General features: G+C 62.2%; 17 protein-coding genes. 4 read left to right on the top strand and 13 right to left on the bottom strand.

Going from position 1 to position 15,561, the window contains the following annotated elements; translation table 11 throughout:
• Positions 1-159 (top strand): helix-turn-helix domain-containing protein (locus tag M6D32_RS05665; RefSeq protein ID WP_298254243.1); only part of this gene is annotated, 159 nt, incomplete at its 5' end.
• A 102-nt stretch (positions 160-261) separates the two neighbouring features.
• Here the strand turns inward: M6D32_RS05665 and ispG are convergent.
• Genes ispG through M6D32_RS05680 form a run of 3 tightly spaced genes read right to left on the bottom strand, consistent with a single transcriptional unit; the run spans position 262 to position 3,025 of the window.
• A complete protein-coding gene (gene ispG, locus M6D32_RS05670; RefSeq protein ID WP_298254212.1) occupies positions 262-1,548 on the bottom strand; it encodes a flavodoxin-dependent (E)-4-hydroxy-3-methylbut-2-enyl-diphosphate synthase in 1,287 nt (428 codons plus the stop codon).
• A 12-nt stretch (positions 1,549-1,560) separates the two neighbouring features.
• A complete protein-coding gene (locus M6D32_RS05675) occupies positions 1,561-2,517 on the bottom strand; it encodes a DMT family transporter (protein WP_298254214.1) in 957 nt (318 codons plus the stop codon).
• Between the two features lie 22 nt (positions 2,518-2,539).
• Positions 2,540-3,025 (bottom strand): transcriptional repressor, encoded by a 486-nt coding sequence (locus tag M6D32_RS05680; RefSeq protein ID WP_298254216.1) that lies wholly within the window; start codon positions 3,023-3,025, stop codon positions 2,540-2,542.
• A gap of 221 nt (positions 3,026-3,246) precedes the next feature.
• On the opposite strand from M6D32_RS05680, the gene M6D32_RS05685 reads away from it, so the two are divergent.
• Genes M6D32_RS05685 through M6D32_RS05695 form a run of 3 tightly spaced genes read left to right on the top strand, consistent with a single transcriptional unit; the run spans position 3,247 to position 6,423 of the window.
• Positions 3,247-3,726: a MarR family transcriptional regulator gene (locus M6D32_RS05685; RefSeq protein WP_298254217.1), complete on the top strand. Its 480-nt coding sequence runs from the start codon at positions 3,247-3,249 to the stop codon at positions 3,724-3,726.
• Positions 3,719-4,885, top strand: a complete 1,167-nt coding sequence (locus M6D32_RS05690) for an HlyD family secretion protein (protein WP_298254219.1) — start codon at positions 3,719-3,721, stop codon at positions 4,883-4,885. The genes M6D32_RS05685 and M6D32_RS05690 overlap by 8 nt, the downstream gene beginning before the upstream one ends.
• Positions 4,885-6,423: an MDR family MFS transporter gene (locus tag M6D32_RS05695; RefSeq protein ID WP_298254221.1), complete on the top strand. Its 1,539-nt coding sequence runs from the start codon at positions 4,885-4,887 to the stop codon at positions 6,421-6,423. Before M6D32_RS05690 ends, M6D32_RS05695 begins: the two co-directional genes overlap by 1 nt.
• Before the next feature lie 87 nt (positions 6,424-6,510).
• Here M6D32_RS05695 and M6D32_RS05700 read toward each other — a convergent pair whose 3' ends face one another.
• From M6D32_RS05700 to pcaF, 10 genes are all read right to left on the bottom strand, one after another.
• The gene (locus tag M6D32_RS05700) at positions 6,511-7,179 is read right to left on the bottom strand and encodes an outer membrane protein (RefSeq protein ID WP_298254223.1); all 669 of its coding nucleotides are present in this window, start codon (positions 7,177-7,179) and stop codon (positions 6,511-6,513) included.
• A gap of 253 nt (positions 7,180-7,432) precedes the next feature.
• Complete coding sequence (locus M6D32_RS05705) at positions 7,433-8,386, bottom strand: Gfo/Idh/MocA family oxidoreductase (RefSeq protein ID WP_298254225.1); 954 nt, start codon at positions 8,384-8,386, stop codon at positions 7,433-7,435.
• Between the two features lies 1 nt (position 8,387).
• Positions 8,388-9,242: a class III extradiol dioxygenase subunit beta gene (locus tag M6D32_RS05710; RefSeq protein WP_298254227.1), complete on the bottom strand. Its 855-nt coding sequence runs from the start codon at positions 9,240-9,242 to the stop codon at positions 8,388-8,390.
• A complete protein-coding gene (ligA, locus tag M6D32_RS05715; RefSeq protein WP_298254229.1) occupies positions 9,242-9,631 on the bottom strand; it encodes a protocatechuate 4,5-dioxygenase subunit alpha in 390 nt (129 codons plus the stop codon). The genes M6D32_RS05710 and ligA overlap by 1 nt, the downstream gene beginning before the upstream one ends.
• 13 nt (positions 9,632-9,644) lie before the next feature.
• Positions 9,645-10,577 (bottom strand): amidohydrolase family protein, encoded by a 933-nt coding sequence (locus tag M6D32_RS05720; protein ID WP_298254231.1) that lies wholly within the window; start codon positions 10,575-10,577, stop codon positions 9,645-9,647.
• 32 nt (positions 10,578-10,609) lie between these two features.
• Positions 10,610-11,311: a substrate-binding domain-containing protein gene (locus M6D32_RS05725; RefSeq protein WP_298254233.1), complete on the bottom strand. Its 702-nt coding sequence runs from the start codon at positions 11,309-11,311 to the stop codon at positions 10,610-10,612.
• 35 nt (positions 11,312-11,346) lie between these two features.
• The gene (gene ligK, locus M6D32_RS05730) at positions 11,347-12,042 is read right to left on the bottom strand and encodes a 4-carboxy-4-hydroxy-2-oxoadipate aldolase/oxaloacetate decarboxylase (protein ID WP_298254235.1); all 696 of its coding nucleotides are present in this window, start codon (positions 12,040-12,042) and stop codon (positions 11,347-11,349) included.
• A gap of 2 nt (positions 12,043-12,044) precedes the next feature.
• Positions 12,045-13,073 (bottom strand): amidohydrolase family protein, encoded by a 1,029-nt coding sequence (locus tag M6D32_RS05735; RefSeq protein ID WP_298254237.1) that lies wholly within the window; start codon positions 13,071-13,073, stop codon positions 12,045-12,047.
• 109 nt (positions 13,074-13,182) lie between these two features.
• Positions 13,183-13,920, bottom strand: a complete 738-nt coding sequence (locus M6D32_RS05740) for a TetR/AcrR family transcriptional regulator (protein WP_298254240.1) — start codon at positions 13,918-13,920, stop codon at positions 13,183-13,185.
• Positions 13,921-13,997: 77 nt separating this feature from the next.
• Positions 13,998-15,206 (bottom strand): 3-oxoadipyl-CoA thiolase, encoded by a 1,209-nt coding sequence (gene pcaF / locus M6D32_RS05745; protein ID WP_298254242.1) that lies wholly within the window; start codon positions 15,204-15,206, stop codon positions 13,998-14,000.
• Between the last annotated feature and the right edge of the window lie 355 nt (positions 15,207-15,561).

Genomic DNA, 15,561 nt, shown 5'->3' on the forward strand with positions numbered 1-15,561 from the left:
GCCAATCTCCATGCGCAGCTCTGCCGTGCGGAGGGCGATGCGTCCGTCACCGAGATCGCTTTCGCTCTTGGCTTCACGCATTTGAGCCGCATGGCTGGAGCTTACCGCGCCAAATTCGGCGAGTTGCCATCGGCGACACTGCGGCGCCGGATGAGCTAGGGCATGATGAAGTCGATTGCCGGCCGCGGCAAAAGCAGTCTCCCTCGCCCCGCAAGCGGGGAGAGGTGAAGCGAACCTTAATCCATCGCTCTTGGAGGCGGACTACTCCGCCGCCGCAGTCTCCGGCAGCTTGGCGCCTTTGCCATAACGCTGGTCGATATAGTCGATCACCAGCGCCTTGAAGTCGGCGGCGATGCCGGGGCCGCGCAGCGTGCGGAATTTCTTGCCGTCGACAAACACCGGCGCGGCCGGTGCTTCGCCCGTGCCGGGCAGCGAGATGCCGATATTGGCATGCTTGGATTCGCCGGGGCCGTTGACGATGCAGCCCATCACGGCGACGTTGAGTTCCTCGACGCCCGGATATTGCGTCTTCCAGCCCGGCATCTCGTCGCGGATGAAATCCTGGATCGAGCGCGCCAGTTCCTGGAACGTGGTCGACGTGGTGCGGCCGCAGCCGGGACATGCCGCAACCAGCGGCACGAAGGTGCGGAAGCCCATGGTCTGCAAGAGTTCCTGGGCGACCTGCACTTCCAGCGTGCGATCGCCGCCCGGTTCGGGCGTCAAGGAAATGCGGATGGTGTCGCCGATGCCGTCTTGCAGGAGGATGCCGAGCGCGGCGGACGAAGCGACGATGCCCTTCGAGCCCATGCCGGCCTCGGTCAGGCCGAGATGGATGGCGTAGTCGGAGCGGCGCGCCAGTTCCTGGTACACCGCGATCAGGTCCTGCACGGCGGAAACTTTCGCCGACAGGATCATCTTGTTCTTCGGCATGCCGAGTTCTTGCGCGCGTGCCGCTGACAGCAGCGCCGACTGCACCATGGCCTCGCGCGTCACGGCGCGGGCGTCGCGCGGATTGGGAGACGCGGTGTTCTCGTCCATCAGCTTGGTGAGCAGCTCCTGATCGAGCGAACCCCAGTTGGCGCCGATGCGCACCGGCTTGTTGTTCTTGTTGGCGATCTCGATGATGTCGGCGAATTGCGTGTCGCGCTTGTTCTTGAAACCGACATGGCCCGGATTGATGCGGTATTTGTCGAGCGCCTCGGCGCAGGCCGGATATTCGGCGAGCAGCTTGTGGCCGATGTAATGGAAGTCGCCGATCAAAGGCGTGTTGATACCGCGCTTGCGCAGGCCGTCGCGGATATGGGGAACGGCGGCAGCCGCTTCCTCGCGGTCGACGGTGATGCGCACCATCTCGGAGCCGGCGCGCGCGAGCGCTGCGACCTGCGCGATAGTGCCGTCGACATCGGCGGTGTCGGTGTTGGTCATCGACTGCACGACGATCGGTGCGCCGCCGCCGACGGCGACCTGGCCGACCATGACCTGCGTGGTTCTGTGCCGGGCGCCAGGACCCGCAATATCGTTATCGAGAGACTTTTCGGGCTTGTTCATGGGCGTCAGATATCAGGTTTCGGTGACGGTCAGCAACGGATCAGTCGGTATTGGAGCACCCGGATTGGGCCGGTTCACGAGGTAAAGCCCCGCGATGACGAGAAGTGCCGCGGCCCCGAAAACCGGGGTCAGCCTATCATGCAGGATGAAATAGCTAGCCGCGACGCCAAACAAAGGGGTGATGAAGGTAAATGCCGACAATTTGCTGGCCGAATAGGTCTTAACCAGCGCAAACCAGAGCAAAAACGTCAGTCCGACCACCCAAATCGCCTGATAGGCCATCAGCGACAGGGCCAGAGGTCCGGGAAAATGGGTCAGCCTCTCGCCGAAACAGAAGGCTGCCATGCCCAAAATCGGGATCGATACCGCGACCTGGTAGATCAGCCCCTTTTCGGCCGGCGCGTGGCGCAAGCGGGTCGCCTTCACCATCAACGTCGTCGCAGCCCACAGCGCCCCGCCGCCGACGATCAACAGATCGCCCCATAGCACGCTGGCGTCGACATCGGGTTGGGGCACGCCGATGGCGAGCGCGACGCCGACAAAGCTCAAGCCGAGACCGGCCCATTGCAAGGCGCGCAACCGTTCGCCGAGCAACCGGTAGGAACCAAGCGCGACAAAGAAAGGCGCGGTGTAGAGAAAGACCACCGCGCGTGAGGCCGTCGTCAATTCCAGCCCGCGATACACCAGCACGAATTCGATGCCGAAGGTGACGCCGAGCAGAAGGCCGGCGCGAAGCGTGCCGTCGCGTTCGAACAGTTTTACGCCGCGGAAGTGTGCAATCAGGAGCAGCACCGGAAGCGCGGCGGTGGAACGGATCGCGCCTTGCCAAAGCGGCGGAATATCAGGCAGCGCCAGTTTGACCGCGATCTGGTTGAAGCCCCAACTCAAGCACAGCATCAGCATCAGGCCAATGGCTTGCGGGCTGAGCGAGCGCTCCGCCGATGAATTCGGCAATTTGTCTGAAGTCATGGGAAGCTTGGTCGCTTTCTTCTTAATTCTGGCAATGCGCGCAAATGCCGGTGATCTCGACGATCGACATTTTCGGCGCAAAGCCGCTGGCGCGCGCCGACGCGGTGAGGCTTTGCGCGACCGGCGCCGCCGGCACTTCGCCGACCAGGCCGCAGCGCTCGCAGATCAGGAACGCCACCATCGCCGCCTCGTCATGGTCATGCGCGCAGGCGAGAAAGGCGTTGCGGCTTTCGATGCGGTGGACGAGGCCGTTCTCGATCAGAAAGTCGAGCGCGCGATAGACCGTGATCGGCGCTGGCCGCGGCTTCGTCTTCGCCAGTTCTTCGATCACCTCATAGGCGCCGAGCGGCCGGTGGCTCGACAACAGCGCTTCCAGCACCTGGCGGCGGATTGGCGTGAATTTCCGGCGCCGCCCGGCGCAGACCCGCTCGGCATGCTGCAAGGCATCCGCCGTGCAGCGGCCGTGATCGTGACCGGGGGCGGGAAAGGTCGGTTTGGCGATCCTCATGGCTTAAGCCTAACATTCTAAAGGAATAACCAAAATCCCGTTGCGCGGAAAAGCCCCACGGGGCCATCGCCTTAGCGGTTCCTTAGCCATGCCGATTTGACAGGGCAGGGCCGCATTGCCACGGCCATGAAAAATTCATAAGCAAGCTTATTATATCGCAAGCTTATGAAGGGCCCCAGAGGGCCCGCATGCTTCTCGAACGTCGAAAACGGTGCGCCAGCATGCCCCGCGATCCCGTGGACGCGAATTTTCTGTTTACGCTCGGCGAACTGCAGCGGCTGGTGCGCGCTTATGCCGACCGGCAGGCGGCGCGCTTTGGCATCACCCGCGCGCAATGGGCGGTGCTCGCCAAGGTCGAACGCTTCGAGGGCATGAAGCAATCGGAACTTGCCGAACAAATGGAGATGCAGCCGATCACGCTGACGCGCCTGATCGATCGCCTTTGCGACAATGGCTGGATCGAACGCCGCAGCGACGACACCGATCGCCGTGTCAACCGGCTCTATTTGCGCAAGGCCGGCCGCGCGCTGCTTGGCAAGATGAACGGTTTGAAGTCGGAAATCACGACGACTGCGCTGGAAGGTATCAGCCCGCCTGACGCCCAGCGGCTTCTCACCCAACTGGAAACAGTCAAGGAAAACGTCCGCAACGCGATTGCCGACGCCGAAGAAGATGCAAGGAAAGAACCCCGCTATGGCTGAGCCCGTATTGAAATTTCCGCCCGAGCAGAAGGGCGCGCCGGCGCAACCGCCGCATGAAAAGGTTGCGGCTCGGCCGCGCCGTCGCCTGCTGGCTGCGATGCGCCGCTATCGCCGGTTCCTGTTGCTCGTCGTGCTGCCGATCGTTGCCGTGATCGGCGGCGTGACGTTCTATCTCAATGGCGGCCGCTACGTCGGCACCGACGACACCTATGTTGGCGCGCAAAAGGTCCTGATCACGCCCGACATCTCCGGCCGCATCGACAAGGTCGTGGTCAAGGAAGGCGAGCTCGTCCACAAGGGCGACGTGCTGTTCGAGATCGATCCGGTCCCGTTCCGCCTGACGGTCGATCGCGCCAAGGCCGCCGTCGAACAGGCCAGGACGAGCTACAGCAACCTCGGCGCCAACATCAAGATTTACGACCAGATGGCCGAGTTGATGCAGCAGACCATCGACCTGAAGCAGCGCGACGTCGACCGCAAGTCGACGCTGGCGAAAAGCAGCTTCGGCTCGCAACTCGACCTCGACAACTCCACGACCGCAGTTGTCACCGCGCGCGCCCAGCTTGCCTTCGTGCAGCAGCAGCGTTCGAGCTCGCTGACGCAGTTGCTCGGCAACGCCAACCTCAAGCTCGACGACTTCCCGCCTTATTACCAGGCGCAGGCCGCGCTCGCGCAGGCCCAGCGCGACCTCGACCACACCGAGATGCGCGCGCCGATGGACGGCATCGCGACCCTGGTCGACCAGATCCAGCTCGGCCGCTTCGTCGTCGCTGGCTCGCCGGTCTTCACCATCATCGATGTCGCGAAGCCGTGGATCGATTCCAACCTGAAGGAGTCCGACTTCACCCATCTCGCGGTCGGGCAATCGGTCGAGATCGAAGTCGATGCGTTCCCGGATCACCCCTTCAAGGGCACTGTGGGTTCGCTCTCGCCCGGCACCGGCGCGCAGTTCGCGATCCTGCCGCCGCAAAACGCTACCGGCAATTTCGTCAAGGTGGTGCAGCGCATTCCGGTGCGGATCTACTTCGACGACAACGATCCGATGGTGAAGAAGCTGAAAGCCGGCATGAGCGCCTATGCGACGATCGACACCGGGCACAAGCGGACGCTGGCTGGACTGTTGAGCCTGCGCGCCACGGCGAAGCAAGACCAAAACTGATGAGCACCGTTCCCGGCCTGCAGCGGAACATGGTGACGATCTGCGCCATGACCGCCACCATCATGCAGGCGCTCGACACCACGATCGCCAACGTTGCGCTGCCTTATATGCAGGGCACGTTGTCGGCGTCGCAGGACCAGATCAACTGGGTGCTGACCTCCTACATCGTGGCGGCAGCGATCATGACCGCGCCGGTGGGCTGGATCGCCAATCGCTTCGGGCGCAAGCGCACTTTCATCATTTGCTCTGCGGGATTCACGGTCGCGTCGGTGCTGTGCGGGCTTGCGCAGGACATCAACCAGATGGTGCTGTTCCGCCTGCTGCAGGGCGTGTTCGGCGCCGCCTTGGTGCCGTTGTCGCAGGCGGTCATGCTCGACATGTACTCCCTGCAGGAGCGCGCCAAGGCGATGTCGATCTGGGGCATGGGCGTGATGATGGGCCCGATCATGGGACCCTCGCTCGGCGCCTGGCTGACCGAGACCTATTCCTGGCACTGGGTGTTCTTCGTCAACCTGCCGTTCGGCATCATCACCGTGCTCGGCCTGATGGTATTCATGGACGAGACAAAGCAGGATACCGAATTGCGCTTCGACTGGTTCGGCTTTGCCGCGCTTGCCATCGCCATCGGCGCGCTTCAGGTCGCGCTCGACCGCGGCGAACAGCTCGGCTGGTTCGAATCCAACGAGATCATCGCCGAGTTCGTGATCTCGATCGCCGGCTTCTATTATTTCTTTGCGCACTCCTTCACGACGGACCGTCCCTTCATCCAGTTCGCGCTGTTCAGGGATCGCAATTTCCTCACCGGCTGCATCTTCATGACGGTGATGGGGCTTGTGCTGTACTCGACGATGGCGCTGGCCTCGCCATACCTGCAGAACGTGATCGGCTATCCCATCATCACCGCCGGCGTGCTGCTCGCAAGCCGCGGCTGCGGCACCTTCGTCGCCATGATGATGGTGGGCCGGCTGATGCGCTACATCGAGGCGCGCACGTTGATCATCACCGGCCTGAGCATCACCGCGCTGTCGCTCTACACCATGACCGCCTGGACCGACCAGACCGGCGCGCAGGAGATCGTCATCATCAGCATCATTCAGGGTTTTGGCTTCGGACTCGTCTTCGTGCCGCTGTCGACGGTGGCGTTCATGACGCTGCCGAACAACCTTCGCACCGACGGCACCTCGATGCTGACCCTGATGCGAAACGTCGCGAGCTCGATCGGCATCTCGATCGTGATCGCGCAGCTCACCGATGGCGGACGGCGGATCTACGCCATCCTGTCGGAGCACATCACCCCGTTCAATCAGGCGCTGCAGATGCCTGACGTGCACAGCATGATCAATCTCGGCACCGACAAGGGCCGCGCCATGGCGGATGTGATGGTGGCGATCCAGGCGCAGATCATCGCGTTCTCGCAGGACTATCAGCTCGTGATGATCTTCATCGTCTGCTCGATTCCGCTCGCGATCATGATCGGTTCGACCAAGGCTGCCTTGCGCCACCAGGCGCCCGCGGCCGATCACGCGGTGATGGAATAGAATTCCATCACCTTCTCTCCCAAAAGCAAAAGGAGCGCTGCATGCAGCGCTCCTTCAGGATTTCTTCGAGATCGCGGTTGCGCGCGATCAGAAGTGATAGTTGATGCCGACTTCGCCGCTGTTGATGTTCAGCGTGCCGGTTGCGATGCCCCCAGGAATCTGCGACGCGAAGAAGGTCTGGCTGCCGAAGCTGCGATAGAGATATTCAGCCTTCACGGACCAGCGGGGCATGAACATCCACTCGATGCCCGCGCCCGCGGTCCAGCCGGTCATGGTCTGGCTGTCGCTGAGAGCCACGCCTGGAGCGGACGCGCCGAGCTTGGTATCCGCCAGAGCCAGGCCCGCGGTGCCGTAAAGCAGGACCTGATCGAACGCGACGCCGAAACGGCCGCGAACCGTGGCGAGCGCATCAACCTTCGCCGAAGCGGTGATGGCTCCCACGCCCGGGAAAACCTGCGTCACGCTGTTGTTGATGTCTGCCCAGGCGCCGTCGGCTTCGACACCGGCGACGAACTGGCCGAACTGCCAATTGTAACCGATCGTGCCGCCGGCGAAACCGCCCTTGATCGCGAACTGATCGCCGGTGTTTTCGCTGCCATAGCCGCCCATCGCGCCGATGTAGAACCCGCTCCAGTTGGTGGCGGGGCTGACGATCGCCGGCGCCTTCGTGTAGGGCGGAGCGGCGGCAGGCAGATCGGCGGCAGAAGCTGCGCCGGATATCGACGCCAGCAGAAGTCCCAAAGCAAGCTTTTTCATTATGTCCTCAGCGGTACATGAGCCCGTCTGAGCCAGTAATCGATGTTGCCGACAGTTACAATCGGGGTTGCAGAACGTGTCTATCTAAAACCGTTGAGTGTGGCCGCGCGACCACAGTTCGGTTGGCCTGACCCGCCAAAAACCGTCGACAGATCAAAAAGATGGTCGCGAATTGGCGAACGGAAGCATCACCGCAGATGTGGTGCTGGCAAGCCGCCCTGATCGCAGGTCGACTTTCTGCCTCGCGGCGGGCCTAAACGAGCTGTCGCTCCAGCCCGTGCAAAACCTGATAACACGGTAGCACCTGGGCGACGCTCGCATTGGGCTCGCGGCCCTCGCGGATGGCGGCAAAGAACTCGCGATCCTGCAGTTCGATCCCGTTCATCGATACATCGACCCTGGAGACGTCGATCTTTTCTTCCTTGCCGTTGAAGAGATCGTCGTAGCGCGCGACATAAGTGCCGGTATCGCCGATATAGCGGAAGAAGGTGCCGAGCGGACCGTCATTGTTGAACGACAGGCTGAGTGTGCAGATCGCGCCGCTTTCGGTTTTTAGCTGGATGGACATATCCATCGCGATCCCCAGCGTCGGGTGAATGGGCCCCTGGACCGCGTTCGCCCTTACGATCGGCGAGCGGGTCTGGTAGGCGAACAGATCGATTGTGTGCGCCGCGTGGTGCCACAACAGGTGGTCGGTCCAGCTCCGCGGCTGACCCAGCGCGTTCATGTTCGACCGACGGAAGAAGAACGTCTGCACATCCATCTGGTGGATGTTGTATTCGCCGGCGACAATCCTTTTATGCACCCATTGGTGGCTGGGATTGAATCTCCTGGTGTGGCCGCACATCGCGATCAATCCGGTTTTTTTCTGCAGGTCGACAACAGCCTGCGCGTCCTGCAGGGAATCGGCCAGCGGGATTTCGACCTGCACGTGCTTGCCGGCCTTCATGCAGGCGATCGATTGCGACGCATGCATCTGGGTAGGCGTGCACAGGATCACCGCGTCAACTTCCTTCAGCGCGAGGCTGTCGGCGAGGTCGGTGGATACATGGGCGATATCGTATTTGGCAGCGACTTCCCTGGTCGGCTCCAGCCTGCGGCCGACCAGCGACACCACCTCGACGCCATCTATCTTCTTGATGCCGTCGAGATGCTTGATGCCGAAAGCGCCGGCGCCGGCGAGCGCGACTTTGATAGCCTTGGTCATGTCAGTTGTTCTCCAGGATCACGTGGCCGACGGCGGTGTTGCTCGCCGGCACATGATAGAAGCGATGCCGGACCGCTGGCGGCTTGCCGCCATTGACGTCGCTCATGGCGCCACGGGCGATCAGCCACATCACGAGTTCAATGCCCTCGCTACCCGCCTCGCGGACGTAGTCGATGTGCGGCATCCTGGAAAGTCCATCGGGGTCGGCAATCAGCCGATCGAGGAAGGCCTCATCCCACTCCTTGTTGATCAGCCCGGCGCGCGGCCCCTGGAGCTGGTGGCTCATGCCGCCGGTCCCCCAGATCTGCACATTGAGCGGCTCTTCATAGGATTCGATCGCCTTGCGGATCGCCTTGCCGAGCATGAAGCAGCGCCGGCCAGATGGCGGCGGGTACTGCACTACATTGACGGCGAACGGGATGATCGGGCAGGGCCACGCCTTTGGCTGGCCGCACATCAGGCTGAGCGGCACCGTAAGACCGTGGTCGATATCCATCTTGTTGACGATGGTCAGATCGAAGTCGTCCTGGATCACCGACTGCGCGATATGGGAGGCGAGCTTCGTATGTCCGATCACCTTGGGCACCGGGCGCGGGCCCCAGCCTTCGTCGGCTACCGCGAACTCGGGCGCGGTGCCGATCGCAAAGGTCGGGATGATGTCGAGGCTGAACGCGTTGGCGTGATCGTTGTAAACCAGAAAGATCACGTCCGGCTTCTGCTCCTTCAGCCACTGCTTCGAGAAATCGTAGCCCTTGAAAACCGGCTGCCAATAGGGCTCGGTGGTCTTGCCGAGATCGATCGCCGCACCGACCGCCGGCACGTGCGAGGTGTAGACACTTGCAGTGATACGGGCCATCACTTCTTCTCCCCAATGCGACGATTACCTTCGACGGAGCGGCCACCCTTCACCATCATTTCACGATATTGTTCTTCGCTCATGCCGGTCATGCTGCCGGCCATCTGCTGAAAGCTTTTGCCGTCGGTCGCGCCGATCTTTGCCAGGAAGTAGATGTTGCCGCCGAGTTCGATGCAGCGGTTGAGGTCGCGCGCGAGCACAGCCTGTTTCTGATCCTCGGTCATGGGCCATTCGTCGAGATAAGCCCGCTCGTTGGCTTTGAAACGCGCGCGGTTCTCCGCCTTCATCAGCGACATGCAAAACTGGTTCAGATGATAGCCTTGCCGCGACATGTCGGCGTCGAAGACGGTGGTGCCGGGTACGTCCGTGTAGGGTTTGTCAAGTGCCATCGGAGTGCCTCCTTTATGATTCCTCGGGCCAGTACAGTCGCATCGGATTGTCGACCAGGAGCTTGTGCTGAAGTTCGGGCGTGGTGGCGACGTGCGGAATGAAATCGACCAGGAGACCGTCATCGGGCATGTGCCCCTTGAGATTGGGATGCGGCCAGTCGGTGCCCCAGAGCACGCGATCGGGAAACGCCTCGACGATTCGCTTTGCGAACGGCACGACGTCTCGGTAGGCATTCTGCTCGCCATCGAGCGCCGGCGATCCAGAAATCGATAATCGTTCCGGGCAACTGACCTTGGACCAGACGTTCTGGTTCTCGCGCATGAATTTCACGAACAGCTCGAACTCGGCGCCGTCGATCGGCTTGGCGACGTCGGGCCTGCCCATATGGTCGACCACGACCGTGGTCGGCAGCGACGTGAAGAAATCCCACAATTCGGGCAGGTCTTGTGCCTCAAAGTAGATCACTACGTGCCAACCCAATTTCGCAATCCGCCCGGCGATCTCGTTCAATTCGTCGCGTGGCGTGAAATCGACCAGTCGCTTGACGAAATTGAAGCGAACCCCGCGCACGCCGGCCTCGTGCATCGCCTTGAGTTCGGCGTCGCTGACGCTGCGCTTCACCGTCGCGACCCCGCGCGCCCTGCCGCCCGAATGAATGAGTGCGTCGATCATTGCGCGATTGTCGCTACCGTGACAGGTCGCCTGGACGACCACGTTCCGCGCGAAACCGAGATGGTCGCGCAACGCGTAGAGCTGCCGCCTCGACGCATCGCAGGGCGTGTATTTGCGCCCGGGCGCGTAGGGGAATTCGGCTCCCGGCCCGAACACATGGCAATGCGCATCGACAGCGCCGGCCGGCACCGCGAAGCGCGGCTTCGAGGGACCGGCATACCAGTCAAGCCAACCCGGCGTCTTCTCGAACGGCCCCGTAACAGGTTTCGACATAAACGCTTCCTTCAATGTTTCGACCCGTTGCCTCATGACCCTGGGTGCGTCGGTTCCATGCCGTGACTGCGTATGGATGCAGCCGCCTCCGCAGAGCTCAGATAGCTGATGAAATCACGCGCTCCGGTTTCGTTGGATGCCAGTGCGCACACGGCGCATGAAAACCGGGTCAACGATTGAATCTCCTGGGGCAAGGCGGCGACGATATCGATGCCCGGCACATCCAGAAACTCGCTCAATTGCTGAAAGCCGAGTTCGGCATCGCCGCGCGCCACCAGGGCGCCCACCGGAACGCCTGGGGGCGCCTGAATGATACGCACCGACTTCGATCGATCGGCGCCCCATTTTTCCAACAGCTTGAGCACATGCGTCCCGCTCGGCCCCGTGGAGTAGCCAATCGATTGTGCCGAGAGAACTGCGGCTTTTGTCGCGGCCTCGTCCGAGAGATCAGGACGCCTGGCTCCCGATCGTACAGCCACGGCAATCGCCGAATCGGCAAAGGCGGCGCGGCTCCCCGATTTCAGAAATCCGTCCTCCTCGAGCTTCTTCATGGCGTCGTCGGCGAGCACAACGATATCGAATTTCTCGCCGGAGCGGATGCGGCGCGCAGCATCGACCCCGCCAACGGACTCGATAGCTACCGAGCGTCCCGTCTTTTGCTGATATGCGCTGGAACGCTCCGCCAGGATCTGACGGGTGGCCATCGACGAAATGCCAACGATGTCAGCGGCCATTGACCAACTCTCTTGAACCCTAGTCGCTCTTCCCCTCAATCGATATATCTCAATCCGGCCTTCGCAAGCGGCTCCCGCATCTTGTACATGTCGAGGCCCAGAACGCCTTGCGCAAGTTTTTCGCGCTTGTCGGCTTCGTTGGCTTCACGTGCTTCCGCCGCATCCGCAGCCTGCTGGGCGATCCGGGCAGGCACGACCACTACTCCGTCCATATCGGCAACCACCACGTCCCCCGGATTTACGGTTGCGCCGGCGCAGACCACCGGGACGTTCACGGAGCCTAGTGTCGCCTTGACCGTGCCCCGAGCGCTGATCGCGCGCGAAAATACCGGGAATTGCATTTCGGTGAGATCCGTCACATCGCGCGCGCCGCCATCGATGACGAGACCTTTCGCGCCGCGGGCACGGTAGCTGGTGGCGAGCAGATCGCCGAAAAAGCCGTCGGTGTTGTCGACGGTGCAGGCAGCGACCACGACGTCACCCGGCTGTACCTGCTCGGCGGCCACGTGCATCATCCAGTTGTCCCCCGGCTGCAGCAGCACGGTAACGGCGGTGCCGCACATGCGGGCTCCGGCATAGATCGGACGCATATAAGGATGCATCAGGCCGACCCGGCCCATCGCTTCGTGGATCGTGGCGACGCCATAGCGCGCCAATTTCTCGACGGCGGCCTTGTTCGCCCGGTCGATATTGCGCCTGACGATTCCGAGATCGTTCATCGCAACGCTCATGATTAGTTTCCTTTTGCTTTCAACGCAGCATCCAGGCGCGGAAATACGCGCCGCGCATTGCCTTCGTAGATCTTGTACCGGTCCTGTGCGCTAAGTGTGGTGGCGGCTTCGATATAGCGTTTGGTGTCGTCGTAGTGGAATCCGGTTTCCGGATCGATGCCACGAACGGCGCCGATCATCTCGCTGGCGAACAGGACGTTATCGACCGGGATCACCTTGGTGAGCAGGTCGATGCCCGGCTGGTGATAGACGCAGGTATCGAAAAATATATTCTTCAGGAGGTGATCCTTGAGCAGCGGCTTCTTCATCTCCTGCGCCAGGCCGCGGAAGCGGCCCCAGTGATAGGGAACGGCGCCGCCACCATGCGGGATCAGGAACCTCAAGGTCGGAAAATCCCTGAACAGGTCCGACGTCAGACACTGCATGAAGGCCGTGGTGTCGGCATTCAGGTAGTGCGCCCCGGTGGTATGGAAGCAGGCGTTGCAGCTCGTGGAGACGTGAATCATGGCCGGGATGTCGAGCTCGACCATCTTCTCGTAGATCGGGTACCAATGACGATCCGAAAGCGGCGGCGAGGTCCAGTGTCCGCCGGAAGGGTCGGGATTGAGGTTGATGCCGACGAAGCCGTACTCCTTGACGCACTTCTCGAGCTCTTCCACGCAGGTCTTTGGATCCACACCGGGTGATTGAGGCAACATCGCAGCTCCCGCGAAACTGTCGGGGAATAGCTTGCTTACGCGCCAGCACAGCTCGTTGCAGATCGCGGCCCAGGTCGACGACACCTCGAAGTCGCCGATGTGATGGGCCATGAAGCTTGCGCGCGGGCTGAAGATGGTCAGATCGCTGCCCCGCTCGTTCATTTGCTTGAGCTGGTTGTTGATAATGGACTCGCGGAGCTCGTCGTCGCTGATCTTCAGCTCGCTGGCCTTGGGTCTGACCGCGGGATCCTTGATGCCCGCGATCTGCCGGTTGCGCCAATCTTCAAGAGCCTTGGGCGCCGTGGTGTAGTGGCCGTGCACATCGATGATCACGTGATCTCCCTGTCAGTTACTGCGGAGGGACGGGAGACGCTGCTGCAAGCTTCCCCGCCTGTTCATTTGATCTTTCCTCGTCAGATCCCGGGGCGGACCGGAAATCCCGTCACTTTGGTGCGTGACCGTCGCCAGCGAGAGATTTGGTCGGCGGTGCCGATCGCCGCGGCGATGGCGTCGCCCGGTCGAGCGCAGGCGCTTGCAGCGAAGCGACGGTCGCCTTCACCAGCTGCTCGATCGCATCTCCTGCGTCAGCCCCGTCGGAATCGCCGCGCGACAGCCGGGAGACGCGCTCTGGCGTCACCAGCGTATAATAGAGTGCCCCGAGAAGGAAATGGCTGCGCCAGACGATCTCGGCCCGCGGGATATGCGGAAGACTATCATGCACCGCATCGATAAAGGCGTGACTGGTGTCGTCGAAGGTCTGCGCGATGATCCGCCGGGTGACTTCGTTTCCCTCTGCCGACATGATGGCGCGCAGCCGCGTGAAACGCGCCCCGCCGCCGGCGAGATCGCTGCCGGACGAAAATGCCGGTAGCACGTAGGCGCGGACGATCGCCTCCAGCCTGTCCTGCAGATCGCGCACCCGCTTGGCGGCGGCCAGCAGCTCGGCGCGCCTGAGGTTCATCGGCTTGCAGTGACGCCGATAGATTTCCAGAAGCAACTCGTCCTTGGTCTTGAAATGATACGTCACGCTGCCCGGATTGGCGCCGGCGGCCTGCGCGATATCGCGCACGGTCACGGCGTTGAACCCTTTCGCCGAGAACAATTCCTCCGCGGCAAAGAGAATGGCTTCGCGCATGTTCGGCTTGCGCGCCTTTTCCTTTTCGGCGGACTTTTTGACCATATCATTTGTACTTTTGTACAAATGATATGGATAAGTCAACGAGGATTACTGGCCAGCCAGATCACCGCAGGGAAATCTCAGTTCAACTTCTCGATCGCCATCGCCACGCCCTGGCCGACGCCGACGCACATCGTCGCCAGCGCCAACTTTCCGCCGTGCTTCTCCATGCCGTGCACGGCGGTGACCACCAGTCGCGCGCCGCTCATGCCCAGGGGATGACCGAGCGCAATGGCGCCGCCGTGCGGGTTGACGAAGTCGGCGTCGTCCTTGACGCCGAGCTGACGCAGACAGGCAATGCCCTGGCTCGCAAAGGCTTCGTTGAGTTCGATCAGATCGAAATCGCTGATCTTCAATCCCAGCCGCTCCATCAGCTTCCGTGTCGCCGGCACCGGTCCGATGCCCATGATGCGCGGCGGCACGCCGGCCGACGCGAGACCAAGAATGCGGGCTCGTGGTGTCAGCCCGTGCTTCTTCACGGCGGCTTCGGAGGCGAGGATCATGGCGGCGGCGCCGTCATTCACGCCCGACGCGTTGCCGGCGGTGACCGTGCCTGGATTGCGCACGATCGGCCGGAGCTTGGCGAGGCCTTCCATCGTCGTTTCGGGGCGCGGATGTTCGTCCTTGTCCACCGTGATCGGACCGGCCTTGCCGCCGGGCGCTGAAACGGCAACGATTTCCTCGGCGAAATAACCCGCCGCGATTGCCTTGCCGGCGCGCTGCTGCGAGCGGATGGCGAACGCATCCTGATCGGCGCGGGAGATCTGAAACTCCTCGGCGACGTTCTCGCCGGTTTCCGGCATCGCATCGACGCCATATTGCGCTTTCATGACCGGATTGATGAAGCGCCAGCCGATCGTGGTGTCGAAAACTTCCGCCGAGCGCGAAAACGCTTCCGCCGCCTTGCCCATCACGAACGGGGCCCGCGTCATCGATTCAACGCCGCCGGCAACGGCAAGATCAATCTCTCCGGCGCGGATCGCCCGCGCACCGGCGCCGACCGCATCCAGTCCGGACGCGCAGAGGCGGTTGAGGGTCTGGCCGGGAACCGAATCCGGCAAGCCAGCGAGCAGGAGCGCCATGCGCGCCACGTTGCGATTGTCCTCGCCGGCCTGGTTGGCGCAGCCGTAGTAGACCTCGTCGACCTGCGACCAGTCGAGGTTCGGATGCTTGGCCATCAAGGCCTTGATTGGCGCAGCCGCGAGATCGTCGACGCGTACCTTGGCGAGCGAGCCGCCGAAGCGGCCGATCGGGGTCCGTACCGCGTCACATACAAATACCTCACCCATCGGTCACTCCTTGCGCTATCGTTCCCGTCGCTTCCAAAGGTGGGAAAGTTTTAGGAGCGGGCCAGAGGCAGGTCAATTGATCGCGCATCGTTTGGCGGCGCTTTCGCGCGAGGGCGGCCATGCTGCGACGGGTAATCGCTTCTTGTCCATCCCTCGAGACGGCGCTCCGCGCCTCCTCGGGATGAGGTTGTTCCGGTGGCTTGATTGATTTTAGACCCTCATGGTGAGTTGCCCACCGGCTGCGCCGACCCACTGCGCACGAAACTGGTGGTATGCTGGGGCGCCGTCGGCACGGAGGTCGGATACTCCTTGGTGCATCTAGCCCGATGGTGAGTTTGACTGTGGGACCTTGGAG

The sequence above is a fragment of the Bradyrhizobium sp. genome (genome assembly GCF_027307225.1).
Lineage (GTDB): Bacteria > Pseudomonadota > Alphaproteobacteria > Rhizobiales > Xanthobacteraceae > Bradyrhizobium.